Here is a 15,855-nt window from a genome sequence, read left to right as displayed (position 1 = left end):
GCGCGCGATTATACCCCAAAATCACGCTTTTTACCTAAACCTTAAGTCTCTTTAATGCGCGTGGCACGGCGCTATGGCAAAATAGCCTCCCTGTTATCACTCAGCTTTCCCATGAGACGTCACCCAGTGCAAGACAAAAACTTCGATGCATTAGCCGGTAAATTTGCCAAAAATATCTATGGTACCCCAAAGGGCGAAGTGCGTGCCGCCGTGCTCTGGCGCGATCTGTCCCAGGCAATGGCACAGCTGCCCAAGGGGCCATTGCGTATTTTGGACGCCGGCGGTGGTTTTGGCTTCTTCAGCCAGAAACTGGCCAAACTCGGCCATAGCGTTACCCTGTGCGATATCTCCAGTGAGATGTTGGCTCTGGGCAAGGCGCAGATTGAAGCCTATGAAGAGAGCAGTGGCGAGACCTTGGATATCAGCCTGATTCACGCGCCGATTCAATCCCTGACCCAAGAGACACTTGGCCAGTTCGATCTTATCCTCTGCCATGCGGTTGCCGAATGGCTCAGTGATGCCAAGCAGACCCTAGGCGATCTCACTGGGCTATTAAAACCTGATGGCCTGTTTTCGCTCATGTTCTACAACAAGGAAGCGATGCGTTTTCACAGCCTAATCTCGGGCAACTTTGATTATGTGGCCGCCGACTTTAAGGTAAAGAAGAAGGTTGGACTCACGCCCAGTTATCCTCTTTATATCCAGGATGTCAGAAAATGGGTAGAGGATTGGCAGATGGAGCTGGTGTCAGAGTCAGGGGTAAGAGTGATCCATGATTATCTCAAAACCCACCAGCCCCCCAACAGCGACTTTAGCCAGCTGCTGGAGATGGAGCTGCAATACTCGACTCATCCAGCCTATGTAGGCCTGGGGCGCTACGTTCACTTCATCATGCGCAGGCTCTAGTCGAACAGCTCCACCTGGCTATCTTCTTGCGCGGTAACGATCTGCTTGAGATAACGCTGCTCCTCGGACATCATCTTGGTGATGCGATCTGGTGACAGACGCATCAACTTGACCTTGCCGCTGTTGGGGTGAAACAGCACCTTACGCGGCCAAGGCCCACCGAGATCTTCACTCACTATCTCTATCGCCTCTGTCTTGAGGTAGTTTTTTACGAAGCTGATATTAGATTCACCGACGTTGAGCACGCTGGTCTGCGTCATCTGCGCGCCGCCAAAAACTTTGGCTTTCAGTCGATTACGCATTCCACCCAGACTCAATATATTGTTGATCAACTGCTCCATGGCCCAGTTACCATAGCGGCAGCTATAACTGGTAAGCTGATGCCAATCTTCGTGCAGTTGGCGCTCAGGCAGCAGAAAGTGGTTTAAACCGCCAATCCCCAACAAAGGATCCCAGATACAGGCGGCCACACAGGACCCCAAGCGAGTAAAAATTAATTCATCGTGGGCGGTGACGTAGAAGCTACCGGGATCGACACGGGCCACCACGGCGTCATGGCGCGAATCCCATTGGCGGGGGATCGCCTGAAACTCCGGGCGTACTGGGAAAAGGGTCGCTTCAGCCTGCATCTTGCCTCCATGCATCCTTGAGTGTCAGCTAAAAGCGCTCAGCGACAACTCGGCTTAAGGTAATCTTGCTTAACAGTATAGCCAAACACAGACTAAGCGACTGAGTTTCCTCTGAGCCCTAATTACAGGCTTGCTGCCAACAGTTTTGTACCTTAACGCCCTCAATACGGGAAAATTTAGCAGGAATCCCCTTGTCACCCACCACATGGCCAGCCCCCACCACCACAAACAAGGGTGACGGCGTGGTCTGATTCGTCATCAGCGACAGGATCTTGGTCGTCATCTGCTCGTTACGTTGCCAGAGCATCTTATCGATAAGCGCTTGATCGCCATCGTGTAACATCTGTCCTTGCATCAAGTCATCCAAAGCGGCTTCATCACCACTGCGCCAAGCCTTAATCAACTGCTGCATCTCATCGTCCGGCGCATCGATTGCCTCAAGCACCATCTCCCACTGAGTGTTGGCATTAAAAGATGCCATCAGCTGAAATTGAAACTCTGTACTTTCCAGCTCTATAACCGGGCGCGATCCATTCTTACCCTGTAACACCTGATCGACGCCCCACTGCGCCTGATATCCCAGCGCCGAAAAGCGCATCACGCTCAGCTGCATCGCCTGCATCCAGGGCGCATAGGGCTGCAGCTGATTGCAAAGCTCGGCGCGGTTTTGACAAAAGCGCTGCATCCGCGCTTGAGTCTTGGCATCGGCCGTCACCTGAGTCAGCCCATATTGGCGGATAAGCCCCATGATATCAGCCTTGCTGGTATCAGCCTCGACCGCCAAGGCACCCGCCTCGGCAAACGCCGCCTCAATCTGAGGCGCCATGGGGTAAAAGTCAGCCAGCCCAACATGGACAGAGCCCAACAAATAGGCCTGTTTGCCTTGATAACTGATTTTATAAAAAGGAGGTTTATCTTCAGGAGCTGCCAGCGCATTGAGTGACAATATCCCTGTCAGCAGTAACATCCCTATGGTTAATAATCGCGGTCGACTTGTTGCCATCAGGCTTGCCCCTTATAATTCGGCTAAATTTTTCAATACGAGGCTGTTATGCCACATAGTCACCTAATAGAGCAACTGAAAGAAAATCTGCAAGTCGCCTATCGCCAGGCGATCGACGCCGATGCCAAACTGGATGAATTAAAGAAGGCCGGCCACGGTAAATTCACCACCATCTTTACCCAAGATGAAGGCTTTAAGGCACGTAGCAACCGCTTCGGCCCCTATGTACAGGAGCTGGCTGACGAGATGACCCAGCTTCCCACCGATGCTGAAGCTCTGGCCCCAGCGCTGGAAAGCTTTGTGCGTAAACTCGGTGTACTGCTGCAGACCCTGCAAGCCTTTAAGAGTCAGGCCAAGTAAGCTCATTCTTTAGTGTCATATTGCTGTCATGGCATGGTCATAGAATCGCCGTAAGTTTAATATGAGGCGGCCCCACATGACAGCAATCGACCTGAGCAGTGAACTGGATAAGATCATCGAGAATGAGAAGATCCATGTACTGTTTCAGCCCATCTTCAATATAAACAGCCAACGTCTGCACGGCTTCGAGGCCCTGAGCCGAGGCCCTGAACATAGCGCCCTCTTCTCCCCTGTGCCCCTGTTTCAAACTGCGGCCCACGAGGGGCGCCTGTCTGAGCTTGAAGAGATCTGCCGTCGTCACTCAATCAGGCAATTCGATGCCCGCGAGCTACCGGGCAAGCTGTTTATCAACATCTCCCCCAAGGCACTGCTGGAACCCAGTCACGCCAAAGGCCTAACCCTTAGCCTGGTGCAGGAGCTGGGACTGTCGCCGGATCAGATAGTGATTGAGCTGTCGGAGCAGTATCCCGCCGATGATATCGACCTTTTAAAAGATTGCCTCAACCACTACCGTAGTCAGGGATTTCTTACCGCCATCGACGATCTCGGTACTGGCTACTCAGGGCTGAGACTCTGGTCTGAACTGGCACCAGATTATGTGAAAATCGATAGACACTTTATCCATCAAATCGATCAATCACCGGTCAAGCAAGAGTTTGTTCGCTCCATCATAGATCTCTGTCAAAGCCTGAGTTGTAAGGTGATCGCCGAAGGCATAGAGACACCTGCCGAACTGGCACTGCTTACCCAGCTTGGCATAGTCTATTGTCAGGGATATCTGCTGGGGCGCCCACAAACCCAGCCAATTCAAGACTTGGCGAAAATCGCCCCTTTGGAGATCAAGCAGCGCCAAACGCGCTACGCCGAATCGGCTGAGAGCCTGGCAACCCGCACCATATCAGTCACGCCCGAGGCTAAACTCAAGGCGCTGAGTAACCGCTTCACCCGCTCACCACATCTGCAGGTAGTGGCCATTATCGATGCGCAGCAGCAACCCCTTGGGGTCATCGACCGGGCGCAACTGATGGAGCTGTTCAGCACGCCCTATGGCAGGGCGTTGCACGAGAATTGTCCTGTAGTGAAAGTGATGAACGATAAAGTGCTCCGTGTAGCAGCCTGCACGCCAATCTCTGAAGTGAGTCAACGTCTGACCGCCGAGCACGGCACTGTGGCCCCGCATTTTATCGTGATGCGCGATCAACGCCTGTTAGGCATAGGACACACCAAAGATCTCCTACAACAGATCACAGAACAACGCATCAAGATGGCCAGACATGCCAACCCCTTGAGCGGCTTGCCGGGCAATATTCCCATCCAGGAGGAGTTACAACGCCTTCGTCTGCAGGATCGCGCCTTTTATCTCGCCTATTTCGACCTGTGTCACTTTAAACCCTATAACGATATCTATGGTTTCTGCCGTGGAGATGAGGTGATTCAATCTTTGGCCCTGTACCTGCAACAAATGCTGGGCGATGACCATTTTGTCGGACATGTTGGCGGCGATGATTTTGTGGTGATCAGCACAAGCGATGGCTTTGTCGAGCAATGCCGCAACCTGCTAAACCGCTTCAACGCTAATAAGCAGCAGTTTTATCATCAGGCCGACTGGCAACGTCAGCAGATGATGGCCGAAGACAGACAGGGTCAATTAAAGGCTCATCCCTTAATCAGCCTTTGTGTCGGACTACTGCCGCCGGAAGTCACGCGTTTTTGCGACGAGCAGGGGCTGTCAGCCTACAGCGCAGCGGCAAAAAAACAGGCCAAAGCCACTATCACTGGCTTTAGCCTGTTTACACCTGCGCCCAACGACGCTGCGATCGCCATGTATCGACCGCTTAAGTTTGCTTAACCCATGGGTCAGCGCACTAAAGTTTGGGCTCCACCGACTTTTTCAGCCAGTTGCTCAGCATCTTAGACTCATATCTGAGGGGTCTATCGTTCATGGTGCCAACTGTGTGCATAAAACTCATGTCTCTGAGTTTCTCATCACCAGCGATAATGACTTGATCGCCCTCTAATACCTGATAACTAAAGGTCATTCGCGGCGGGTAGATATCTTCAATAAGGCGAATGTCATTTGGTGTGGCGCCAAAGGTCGGCCTCACATCACCAGCCAAGTCGAGATCAGTCACCACCATTTCCAGTTTTTGGTTGGGCTTAAGTGTTTTTTCTGCCGACTTGTTGAGATTTTTGGTCAAGGTCTCAAACACGCGCAGCTCGTAGCGGGACTGAATATCTCCCACGGCTTTCACATCGCGATAGCTATCCACATCTTGCCAGGTGATCTTAACCACACCCGTCTCGGTAACTGGGTTCTCTTTGGCTTCTTCGGCAGCAAGGTTTAACGACACCAATGCCCCCACCAAGAGTAGAGATTGAAACTTCATAATTACGCCTCCTTAATCGCCCAAGCAAAGGGTCACAGGTTAGGGTTTCCTATTGCCATCAGTGTACAAAAGCTAACCTGAATATAGGCTTAATACAAAATGCTCGCGAGTCTTTTCATCGCCTCGTTACCTTTTGGACAAGTGGGAGGGTCCCTTTTCTCCCGAGCAAACAGGTTTTAACCCTGTTTGTATCAATTTGCTGCGTGCCTGGGGTAAACTCATCAAGTGAATGCTTTACACAAGGTTAATCATGGAAAATCGTACTCCCATTCTCTTTGTCTTCATACTCTTCGCTCTGCTGGCAGGTGTCATCTACTGGATCACTGCAGAAGAAACCCAGCAACAACCCGAAACCTGGTCAGCCTTTGTCTATGCCCATGGCTATAACTCGGGCCGCTACAAAAAAACCGATGACTTTGACGACTATGAAAGTTGTAAGACCTTTGCCATAGAGCAATCTAAAACGCTGGGAGATGTCTTATGGGAATGTGGACTCAGATGCCGCTTCGACAACAGCCGTCAGGGCTTCCAGTGCGATGCCATGCAAAATCACTAACGCCCTCTAAATGGTTGACTGCATTTAGCTAATTGAACAAAAGCTAATCGTTGCTTTTTTGTTCAGCTAAGGTTCAAGAAATCGCCGTTAAAATAGGCGCCACGCAAACGGCAGCGCCCTACCACCAGTGCAACACGGCACAAGCAGGTGCTGATACCGGCAACCATTTAATTTAAGACACCGACTGGAACTAAGAGCATGAGCAAGCTAATCCGTCCAACATTCTCAGGCAGAATTGCCCTATTGGCCACCTTCATCCTGGGATTCGCCTTCATTTCAGGCGCCAACGCCAATGAGTTAACCGACAGCGAACGCGCCGCGGTTGAGCAGCATTACCAGATCCTGGATCAGCATCAGGAAGAGAATGAAAATCAGGTATTAGATACCTTCCAGTCTGATCTCGACGCCCAGTTAGAACAGGCCGAAGAAAAGTTCATGGAAGGCGCCTGTGCCGAGCATGAATTGCAGTTCGACAGCAATACCCAGGTTTGCTTTTAAACCCAGGCTGCTGCGCTGTCACTAAAAAGGAAACAACTGAAACAGCTGAGGGTAAGTCGCCTTCAGCTGTTTTTTCTTATGTGAGAATTTCTTGCCCTGAGGCGTTGCCTGACCCGAGGGCACAAAGGGTAGCTCCTGTCCTGTGCGATCCTCATAGATCTGACCAGCGATCAGGTCATACTCGTCCACAAAAGGATAGGCATAGCCATCTTTCTCCGGCCAAGCTGGTAGCTGCGCCAACTGATCAGGGTCGACCAACACTTTCTCAAACCACTCCTGACCCAGAGAGATCAGGAAACAGCGAAATTCGGCAAAGCCATACTCGCTGTCACAACCTGTCACGATATACGCCGCCCCCCAGAGCGACCACAAATAGGCTCGGCGCATCTGTTGGGAAAAGATCTTGTCAAAAGCCGCAAGCTCTTCGTCACTCAGCAGCATAAGCTTCCCTTTCAAGTCTGCGGCCAGGCTCTCTTGATCTTGCTGCGGCTGACTGCGGGTGACTAACTGCCAAAATTCAATTTCTTTCATGCTCTTCTCATCATAAGGCGTGGCGCTCAGTGGATAACCGCTCACTGCTGTTACCCTATCAACTTGGGCGACATATTACCTTAAGCAAGGCGCCTAGGCAGCATTAGCGGTTAAATTGGGTAAAGCATTGGACTAAGCTGCGCCATTTTTCTACACTGCGGTGCAAATGATTAACCGCACACTAATTAAGATGAATCGACCGACATCCAGCATATTGCTACTGATCGCCCTCTATATTGTCATCGCCATTCTCGCCGGTTGGCGCGCACTGGAAAGCCAGACCTTTGATCTCTTTACGCTAGGAGTAATTCCCGTGTTGATAGGTCTGATAGCCAGAACCGCTTGGGCCAGCCTGGTATTAAAAATCTATATCGGCATTCAGACGCTTGGGTTTACGGCACTGGGCGCCACGGCCATCATCGCCTATCAGATCACTCCAGAAGACGTTAAGGTCGTCGTTCGCGGCCAGGAACTTCCCATCTGGGCTATCGCCATGGTCGTGCTCATACTGCTGAGTTTTCAGTGGTATATGGCCTTCTCTAAGGGGTTAAAGCACTACCTGGCCGCTCCTGTAGATACCGGTGAAAAGGCATAAATTTCAGTCCAACCTCTAAATCCCACCTAGTGGGCCTTACTCAATGGCCCACTTTATTTAGGTAGTTAAATCATCTAAGTCGTCTGACTGACAAAGCCGCTAAGTCCAGATTGCCTTCTTGCCCTAGATGGCAATTAATTTTTTACTGATTTTGACTAAAGCCTCGTATAAGTGCATAAAACCGCTTTCATTATAGGGATGCTTGTGGCATGTTAAGTCCAGCAATTGCAAGTATCTAATGTAATTGGTATTACTAAATCTACGGAAAGAAGAGACTATCCAAATGAATAAAACTGAACTTGTTGCAAAAATAGCGGAAAGCGCTGAACTTACTAAAGCTGAAGCTGCTCGCGCCTTAAAATCTTTCGAAGAAACGGTAGCGGAAGCGATGAAGAACGGCGAAAAAATCTCTATTGTAGGTTTTGGCTCTTTCGAGACCACTAGCCGCGCAGCACGTACAGGCCGCAACCCACAGACGGGCAAAGAAATTCAGATCCCAGCGGCCATAGTACCTAAGTTTAAAGCCGGTAAGACGTTAAAAGACAGCGTAAACTAAATCGCTACTTTTTTACTCGCAAAGAAAAAGCCTCCACTTGGAGGTTTTTTTATGCACTTTTCTAGTGCATTTTATGCATCATTTTTCACCACCTTATTGCTTAAATATGATGCAAACAAAATAACCTCATGAAAAATAACAAATAAATACTTGGCACACTCTTCGCTTTAACTTGTACGCGGCCTGACAATACTCATAACAACAGGCAGAGCCGCTCCCATAGACCAATAAAAGGAATGAGTATGAAACAAGCATTGCGAACCCTTAGCATCCTTGCGGGAACCTTAATGGTTGCCTTACCAGCCAGCGCTAGCGTAACAGGCAACATAGGCGCCACCTCTAACTACTTATGGCGAGGTGCCACACAAACCGGTGACGCCGCCGCAATACAAGGCGGTATCGACTATGAGCATGACAGCGGCCTTTACCTGGGCACCTGGGCCTCTAATGTCGATTTTGGCGACGACACCACCTATGAGATCGATTTCTACGGTGGCTATGCCGGCAGCGTTGGCGAGGACTTTGGTTATGATATCGGCTACCTCTACTACGCCTATCCCGACAGCGATTCGAGCATAGACTTTGGCGAAATTTCCGTGGGCATAAGCTGGAAATGGTTGAGTCTCTCCTATTCCCATGTCGTGAATGCCGATAGCGATGTCGCCTCAGATCCCTATGACGAAAAAGATCTCCAATATATCAATGCTGGCATCAGCTTCCCGATATCAGAGAGCCTGTCGCTAAATGTTCACTATGGTTACTCAAGCGGTGATGTCGTCAATGCTTGGTTCGACACAGACAACTACGCGGACTATTCAGTGTCACTGGATAAAGAAAGCGAATTTGGCACCTTCTCATTCATGGTCAGCGATACCGACCTTGATGATGACGACCCAAAAGTACTGGTGAGCTACAGCTATAGTTTCGATTTGTGATCCAAATTTAGATGAGTTGCCACTAATTTAGCTGGCAACTCACCATCCCCTAAAAAATAAATCTATTAAAAACAGATTATTAACCTAGCCCTCTCGGTTAAACTGCACAGTTTTTATCGTAAACACCGACAAATGCAATTGTGTTAACTCGATCAAACAAAAAACCAAAATCCCCTGCTACTTTTCTCATTAGCGCTCGCTAATGTGCTCTGAACTCAGATGACACCTTGGGAGACCAAAAGGCTAACACTTTGACTCAGTTGACTTTATGTTAAATCGAATCAGTGCTAAGTAGCACCAAATGAATGCTCAAGCACTTTATTTGACGAGGATTTCACTATGGCTCAGTTACTCGATGTTATTCCGAACGATGCTGAAATCGAAGCGATCACAGCACCTAAGAACCCTAAAGCCGCCTGCGAATTACAACACAGACGCGAAGTTAAACGCCGCTTGGAGGAGCTACTCGAAGAGGCGGCGCTAAAACGAGCCATGGGAGGCGACTTCTACTGAACTCCCCCGCAACTGCTCATCAAAGGCTGCATGGGGCCAGGCTCCATGCAGCGGAATCTATTTGCTGCGCGGTAGTGCCCTGAGCGACATGCCATTTGATGCCCTCTGGTTGATCGGTTTCACCCTGGTCGGCATCCTAGTCGCCTCACTGCGCTTCACCAAGCGCCTCGACTAGCATTTTCACTAGCGACAGAGTTCGCAACACAAAAAAAGCGCCCAAGGGCGCTTTTTGTCATATATCAAGGCTAACTCTTAGCGCTTAACTCTTAGCCTCGGCCTCCTGCTGGCGCTTCTTGATGAAGTACTCACGGGTTAACCCGAAGACTACAGGGCTAAGCAGTGCCAAGGCGATCAAGTTAGGGATTGCCATCATGGCATTCAGGGTATCGGCAAGCAGCCATATGAAGTCGAGTGAACTGACAGCCCCTAACGGGACAACTAAGACCCAGATGGCTCTAAACGGCTTCACCGCACGCACACCAAACAGATACTGCACACACTTCTCGCTATAGACGCTCCAGCCCAAGATAGTGGTAAAGGCAAAAATAGAGAGGGCGATAGCCACAATATAATTACCCATAGGTAAAGCATGCGAGAAAGCATAGGAAGTCAGCGCGGCACCATTCTCACCAGAAGTCCAGGCACCGGAGACAACAATCGCCAAGCCCGTAATGGTACACACCACCAGGGTATCGATGAAGGTCCCTAGCATGGCCACTAAGCCCTGAGCGACCGGGTTATTGGTCTGCGCCGCCGCATGGGCAATGGGCGCACTCCCCAAACCCGCCTCGTTAGAGAATACGCCGCGAGCCACACCAAAACGCACCGCCGCCCAAACAGCAGCACCGGCAAAGCCGCCCTGAGCCGCCACTGGATTAAAGGCGCTGTGAACGATAAGCGCGATAGCATCTGGGATCTCTGCCGCATTGACCACAATCACCGACAGTCCTGCGGCGATATAGAATACTGTCATCAGCGGCACCAACTTTCCTGCCACATCGGCGATACGCTTGATACCGCCCATGAGCACGGCGCCCACCAGCACCATAAGTACCACACCAGTGACCCAGGTTGGCACATCAAAATTACTTCTTAGGGCATCGGCGACCGAGTTGGCCTGTACCGTATTGCCGATACCGAAACCAGCGAATGAACCAAACAAAGCAAAGGCGGTTCCCAACCAGGCCCACTTACTACCAAGACCATTCTTGATGTAGTACATGGGGCCACCGATATGATTACCGTTATCGTCGACTTCACGGTATTTCACCGCCAGCACGGCCTCAGCAAATTTGGTCGCCATCCCCACCAAAGCGGTACACCACATCCAGAACAGAGCTCCTGGGCCGCCGATAAAGATGGCAGTCGCCACCCCGGCAATATTACCCGTACCTATGGTGGCCGATAGCGAGGTCATCAAGGCATTGAAAGGGCTGATCTCCCCTTTCATCTGTTTATCTTTATCGGGAATGCGTCCCGACCAGAGCAGCTTAAAGCCTGTCCCCAGTTTAAGAATCGGCATTAACCGCAAGCCAAAAGAGAGAAAGAGACCCACACCTAAGATCATCACGAGCATGGGAGTACCCCATACAAATCCGTTGATCATACTGACAAATTCAGTAATACCTTCCATTCAAACCTCGTCATTTTTATCGTTATTTTGGTGATCTTCGCCACGCTTTGTTGATTACATTCCAGAGTACAACGAAAAGCGTTCAAAATGAAAGCAGCGATTGTTAACGAATTGAAACAGATAGATAGGTAAGACTGAGATAGCAATGTGCCTGGCTAGGCCAGGCACATTGGGGAGAGCTCTATAGATCCTCTAAATTATCCATTAGCTTATAGAAGAATCCGATTGTGCGGCCGAACTCCTTGACCTTGATGCGCTCATTCACACCATGGAAACCGGCAAACTCTTTCAACGAATCCAGTTGTAAGCCAGTAATGGTATAGACATCGGGCGCAAACTTACGCGCTTGAAAATGCTTAGAGTCGGATCCCCCTATCACGAAGAAAGGTGACACAATAAGATCATTTCCATAGATCTGACGTATGGTCTTTTCAAGCTGCTGATAACTCTTACTGGTCGGGTCGGCCACACTGGTTGCAGGAGTTGAAGCCGAAATATCTCTGACCGTAATGCGTTCATCACCTATGGCTTTTTTCACGTGGGCAATAATCACCTCAGGGGTATCACCCGGCATGGGTCTGAAATTTACCACTGCCGTAGCGGAAGGCGGTAAGACATTATCTTTAATGCCAGCATTAAACATGGTCACCGCAATGGTGGTATGCATCATTGCTCGAGTGACCTGCTGGCTCGTCATCTCATCAATGAACTTCTGCTCCAATGGGGTGATCTCGTCATCCTTACCAAAAGCCACTGCCGCATACATTGGCTTCTTCTCTTCACTCAACTCTGGGCCCATGTAGCGATACTGATGTCGTACAGCCTCATGAATACGATAAGGGAACTGAGCGGCCTCCAGCTTGGTGATTGCTTTAGCCAAAATACCGATATTGGACTCTTCAGGCGGCTGAGATGAGTGCCCCCCAATACCATTCATCGCCAGCTCAAGACTGATAAAACCTTTTTGGGCAATCCCAATCAACGCCGTATTGTCTGGAATGCCAGGAAAAATACCCGGCGTTAAAGGCGCCGACTCATCAATGATGAAGGCAAACTTTTTAATACCGCGCTGCTCTAACACATCGGCAATATGCTTGGCACCTTCAGGCCCGCCCACCTCTTCATCTTGACCAAAAACAAAATAAAGGGTGCGTGATGGCTGCCAACCCTCTTTAATTTTCATCTCGGCCGCTTCTAAAATGCCGTGGATCTGATTTTTATCATCTAACACGCCACGGCCCCAGATATAGCCATCTTTTACGGTACCGGCAAAGGGGTCAACCTCCCACTGATCTCGAGACTCGTTCGGAACGGGAACCACATCTTGGTGAGCGTAAAAAAGTGCTGGCGGCAAAGAGGGGTCTTTACCTTTCCAGGTATATAAGAGACTGAAAGGACGAGGTGAACCTAATACCTCGCGCTTGAGGGTCTTATGGACATTGGGATAGGAGGTTTCTAAGAACGTGTGATAATCACTAAAGGCTTTCTCATCGAAATCATTTCTGTCTTGATTCGAGATAGTTCGAAACTGTACCGCTTTCGATAATCGCTCGATCGCTGGCTCAAGCTCAACCTTCACCGATATCTGCTCCACTCCTTTCATCTGCATCGATGAAAAATCGGCTTTTTCAGCCGCCGCAACCGACATACTGGTACTTACTACAGCCACCTGAACAACAGTCGCCATATACTTCAAATATTTTGTCATAATCACTTTCCTTAATGAACAAACAACAAATTTATTCTATTTACCTTTTTATATAGGGAGATCCCCCTACCAATTCAGCGCCACACCATAACTAGCTGCTTTATATAAAATCATCCAAGAGACAGAGTTACTTCAGCCCTCTCAAATCTAGGACCCATAGACTTAATAAGCAATCTTTTTAAATAATAAATTTTTCACACATTAAGCTAAAACATTAGAGTTAAAAAGATTTCAATAAAAATAGTCGCTAAAATTACAAATTTATTTTTTATCAATTAATTAAAGGCATATAACATTTTTAATCCGCTAGTCCCATCGAACTCCAAAAAATTGAAATCAGCGCGGGAGAGCAGCCTTACGTTGCAACTGGCGTCGCATCGCCTGAGTCGTGGGGTATTGCGGCAATATCAACCAACACACCAAATAAGCTAAGACAGGAAGGAAAAAGAATAGACTCATTAAGACAAAAGTGACACGCAGTCCGTTGACTCGCCAACCGAAATAGTCAGCCAACCCAGCGCACACGCCGGCGACAACGCCCTTCTCACCCCGGGTTAAAATCTTGATCTTTTCTAAGTCTTTCATAAAAATCCCTTTTTAATTCAGATTGCTATTGACAAACAATTAGTGTCGAACCTAGAGTCACTATAACCAAATTCTCTTGATTTTGTTACACCAAGAGTCTAAGTCTTGGTATATGAGCTCTTAAACTATTTCCACAGTCACTAGAATATTCAATACAGCCAAAGCTTTACATTCCAAGGCTAGCGCCTCGGCAACCCCACGCTAATCAACGCGGTCAGCCCCAGCAACACAGTTGAGATCCACAGGCAAGCCCCCAGTCCATAGGCCTGATACACCCAGCCCGACAGTATCGTCCCCAGCAGACGCCCCATAGCATTGGCCATGTAATAGAAGCCCACATCCAAGGAGACGCCATCGTCACAGGCATAGCTCACAATAAGGTAACTATGCAGAGAAGAGTTGATGGCAAACAGGGCGCCAAACAACATCAGCCCCACTAAGAGTATGCCTTGATTAGCGTCAGGGGATGCTGCCGCCAGCTCACCACTCATCAAATAAGCGATCAGCGCTGGAATTAAGGTAAGAACACTGGCCCACCACATGGCACTGCGACCGTCCGGCACCACACCGCTGGCTCTTCCGGTGATCTTAGGGGCGATGCTTTGCACCGCACCATAACCGATAATCCACAGGGCCAGAAAACCGCCCACCTGATAGTGATCCCAGCCGAACTGACTGGCAAGATAGACGGGCAGCGCCACCACAAACCAGACATCACGGGCGGCAAACAGGCACATACGCGCCGCTGACAATATATTGATTGAACGGCTCTTTGAAAAAATCTCGGTAAATTTAGGCTTATTTTTCGCCTTGCCCAGATCTTGTTTGAGCTTGATAACACTAACTAGCCAGACGACACAGAGCAGGGCCGCCATCAAACCTATCGCCCCCTTAAAGCCCATCAGGGCAAGCAAGGCGCCACCGAGGAAGAAGCCCGCCCCTTTAAGGGCATTTTTAGAGCCGGTCAACACGGCGATATACTTGTACAGCCTGCCCTCTTCCCCCTTGGCTACCAGCATCTTCACACTGCTCTTGGCACTCATCTTATTGAGATCTTTGGCAATGCCCGACAACGCCTGGGCCGCCATCACCCAAGGCACGACAAGCCAGCTACTTGGCACCAACAACATAGCCAACGCCACCACCTGCAGCCCTAGGCCGATATTCATGGTGCGATTGAGTCCAAGGCGAGCCCCCAGATAGCCGCCCACCAGGTTGGTGACCACACCGAAGATCTCATAGAAGAGAAACAGCATGGCAATCGACAAAGGCGAATAGCCAAGCTGGTGAAAATGGAGCACCACCAGCATGCGCAGCGCGCCGTCAGTAAGAGTGAAGGCCCAATAGTTGCCCGTCACCAAGAGATACTGGCGCATCTCGCTTGGCAGGGCGCGCAGGCTGGCAAGCATAATATTAGGCCTTATCCATACGGCCGACCATACGCGCCAATTCGGCGGTGCGGTTAGCATAGCCCCACTCGTTGTCGTACCAAACGTAAAGCTTAAGCTGAGTGCCGTTGATCACCATGGTCGACAGGGCATCGATTATGCTGGAGCGGGGATCTGTCTTGTAATCCACCGAGACCAGCGGGCGCTCCTCGTAGCCGAGAATGTCCTGCAGCTCACCGGCTGCAGCCGCCTTAAACAGGGCGTTAACCTCCTGTTCGGTGACAGGGCGTTGCATCTCGAACACACAGTCCGTAATCGAAGCGTTGGCCAGAGGCACACGCACCGCATGACCGTTCAGCTTACCCTTAAGCTCAGGGAAGATGTGGGTGATGGCGGTGGCCGAGCCCGTGGTGGTCGGGATCAACGACTGACCGCAGGCGCGGGCGCGGCGCAGATCCTTATGGGGCGCATCTAAGATAGTCTGGGTATTGGTGATGTCATGAATCGTGGTCATGGAGCCATGCTTGATACCTATCTGCTCATGAAGCACCTTCACCACAGGCGCTAGGCAGTTGGTGGTGCAAGAGGCCGCCGTGACTATGGGGTATTTATCCTTGTCATACAGATGATGGTTAACCCCCATGACGATGTTGAGCACGCCTTCCTCTTTCACTGGCGCGGTCACCACTACACGCTTCACCCCTTGGTCGAGATAGGCTTGCAGCAGCGCCTTAGATTTCATCACCCCTGAGGCCTCGATCACCAGATCGCAGCCAGACCAGTCGGTATCGCCGATGGCGCGGTTGGCACTGGTATCGATACGCTTATCACCTATCACTATCTGCTCGCCTTCGGCGACTGCCTCATGGGCCCAGCGACCATGTATAGAATCGAAAGTCAGCAGATGCGCCAGCGTAGCGGCATCACCCGCCGGATCGTTGATCTGCACAAACTCGATATCGTCCCACTCCCAGGCGGCGCGCAGCGCCAGGCGTCCCATACGGCCAAAGCCGTTAATTCCCACTTTGATTGTCATCTTATCGTCCTATGCTTTAGATTCGCTGTTTCTGTT

General features: G+C 50.1%; 18 protein-coding genes. 9 read left to right on the top strand and 9 right to left on the bottom strand.

All coding sequences use genetic code 11. The features are described 5' to 3' along the window. Positions 1–126 precede the first annotated feature (126 nt). Positions 127–906: a methyltransferase gene (locus CFF01_RS02145; RefSeq protein ID WP_088905851.1), complete on the top strand. Its 780-nt coding sequence runs from the start codon at positions 127–129 to the stop codon at positions 904–906. Here CFF01_RS02145 and CFF01_RS02140 read toward each other — a convergent pair. Further along, positions 903–1,535 carry a chemotaxis protein CheD gene (locus tag CFF01_RS02140; protein ID WP_088903704.1) on the bottom strand — a complete coding sequence of 211 codons (633 nt, stop codon included), beginning with the start codon at positions 1,533–1,535 and terminating at the stop codon, positions 903–905. The two genes, CFF01_RS02145 and CFF01_RS02140, sit on opposite strands and share 4 nt — an antisense overlap. A gap of 118 nt (positions 1,536–1,653) precedes the next feature. Then, entirely contained in the window at positions 1,654–2,538 is an 885-nt protein-coding gene (locus tag CFF01_RS02135) for a TraB/GumN family protein (RefSeq protein ID WP_088903703.1), read from the bottom strand. Positions 2,539–2,586: 48 nt separating this feature from the next. Between CFF01_RS02135 and CFF01_RS02130 the strand changes: the two genes are divergently transcribed. Together CFF01_RS02130 and CFF01_RS02125 are read left to right on the top strand one after the other, a co-directional pair. Beyond that, positions 2,587–2,898, top strand: coding sequence for a hypothetical protein (locus tag CFF01_RS02130; protein WP_033539033.1), 312 nt, complete (start codon positions 2,587–2,589; stop codon positions 2,896–2,898). Positions 2,899–2,974: 76 nt separating this feature from the next. Continuing rightward, complete coding sequence (locus tag CFF01_RS02125) at positions 2,975–4,747, top strand: bifunctional diguanylate cyclase/phosphodiesterase (protein ID WP_088903702.1); 1,773 nt, start codon at positions 2,975–2,977, stop codon at positions 4,745–4,747. Positions 4,748–4,763: 16 nt separating this feature from the next. Here CFF01_RS02125 and CFF01_RS02120 read toward each other — a convergent pair whose 3' ends face one another. Beyond that, on the bottom strand, positions 4,764–5,285 hold the full coding sequence (locus CFF01_RS02120; protein WP_088903701.1) for a DUF3016 domain-containing protein: 522 nt from the start codon (positions 5,283–5,285) through the stop codon (positions 4,764–4,766). Between the two features lie 250 nt (positions 5,286–5,535). On the opposite strand from CFF01_RS02120, the gene CFF01_RS02115 reads away from it, so the two are divergent. Beyond that, positions 5,536–5,841, top strand: coding sequence for a hypothetical protein (locus tag CFF01_RS02115; protein WP_088903700.1), 306 nt, complete (start codon positions 5,536–5,538; stop codon positions 5,839–5,841). Between the two features lie 198 nt (positions 5,842–6,039). Further along, entirely contained in the window at positions 6,040–6,339 is a 300-nt protein-coding gene (locus CFF01_RS02110) for a hypothetical protein (RefSeq protein ID WP_088903699.1), read from the top strand. A 21-nt stretch (positions 6,340–6,360) separates the two neighbouring features. On the opposite strand, the gene CFF01_RS02105 is transcribed toward CFF01_RS02110, so the two are convergent. Continuing rightward, positions 6,361–6,870 carry a DUF4240 domain-containing protein gene (locus CFF01_RS02105; protein ID WP_088905850.1) on the bottom strand — a complete coding sequence of 170 codons (510 nt, stop codon included), beginning with the start codon at positions 6,868–6,870 and terminating at the stop codon, positions 6,361–6,363. A 190-nt stretch (positions 6,871–7,060) separates the two neighbouring features. Between CFF01_RS02105 and CFF01_RS02100 the strand changes: the two genes are divergently transcribed. The 4 genes from CFF01_RS02100 (at position 7,061) to CFF01_RS19195 (ending at position 9,469) form a co-directional block, all read left to right on the top strand. Next, positions 7,061–7,465, top strand: coding sequence for a hypothetical protein (locus tag CFF01_RS02100; RefSeq protein ID WP_088905849.1), 405 nt, complete (start codon positions 7,061–7,063; stop codon positions 7,463–7,465). A gap of 283 nt (positions 7,466–7,748) precedes the next feature. Next, on the top strand, positions 7,749–8,021 hold the full coding sequence (locus CFF01_RS02095) for an HU family DNA-binding protein (RefSeq protein ID WP_088903698.1): 273 nt from the start codon (positions 7,749–7,751) through the stop codon (positions 8,019–8,021). Positions 8,022–8,263: 242 nt separating this feature from the next. Next, positions 8,264–8,956 (top strand): TorF family putative porin, encoded by a 693-nt coding sequence (locus CFF01_RS02090; protein WP_033539038.1) that lies wholly within the window; start codon positions 8,264–8,266, stop codon positions 8,954–8,956. A gap of 339 nt (positions 8,957–9,295) precedes the next feature. Next, positions 9,296–9,469 (top strand): hypothetical protein, encoded by a 174-nt coding sequence (locus CFF01_RS19195; protein ID WP_011864234.1) that lies wholly within the window; start codon positions 9,296–9,298, stop codon positions 9,467–9,469. 259 nt (positions 9,470–9,728) lie between these two features. Here the strand turns inward: CFF01_RS19195 and CFF01_RS02080 are convergent, their stop codons facing one another. The 5 genes from CFF01_RS02080 to CFF01_RS02060 all read right to left on the bottom strand — a co-directional run bounded on the left by CFF01_RS02080 (position 9,729) and on the right by CFF01_RS02060 (position 15,819). After that, positions 9,729–11,102, bottom strand: coding sequence for an alanine/glycine:cation symporter family protein (locus CFF01_RS02080; protein ID WP_088903697.1), 1,374 nt, complete (start codon positions 11,100–11,102; stop codon positions 9,729–9,731). Between the two features lie 181 nt (positions 11,103–11,283). Next, a complete protein-coding gene (locus CFF01_RS02075; protein WP_088903696.1) occupies positions 11,284–12,810 on the bottom strand; it encodes a M20 family peptidase in 1,527 nt (508 codons plus the stop codon). A gap of 336 nt (positions 12,811–13,146) precedes the next feature. Further along, complete coding sequence (locus tag CFF01_RS02070; protein ID WP_088903695.1) at positions 13,147–13,395, bottom strand: PspC domain-containing protein; 249 nt, start codon at positions 13,393–13,395, stop codon at positions 13,147–13,149. Between the two features lie 179 nt (positions 13,396–13,574). Beyond that, positions 13,575–14,804 carry an organoarsenical effux MFS transporter ArsJ gene (gene arsJ, locus CFF01_RS02065; RefSeq protein WP_088903694.1) on the bottom strand — a complete coding sequence of 410 codons (1,230 nt, stop codon included), beginning with the start codon at positions 14,802–14,804 and terminating at the stop codon, positions 13,575–13,577. A gap of 4 nt (positions 14,805–14,808) precedes the next feature. Then, a complete protein-coding gene (locus CFF01_RS02060; RefSeq protein ID WP_088903693.1) occupies positions 14,809–15,819 on the bottom strand; it encodes an ArsJ-associated glyceraldehyde-3-phosphate dehydrogenase in 1,011 nt (336 codons plus the stop codon). Positions 15,820–15,855: the final 36 nt, after the last annotated feature.

It is taken from the genome of Shewanella marisflavi, from assembly GCF_002215585.1.
Taxonomy (GTDB): Bacteria; Pseudomonadota; Gammaproteobacteria; order Enterobacterales; family Shewanellaceae; genus Shewanella; species Shewanella marisflavi.
Note: the sequence above shows the minus strand (reverse complement) of the source record. Positions and strands in the feature narration are given on the sequence as shown.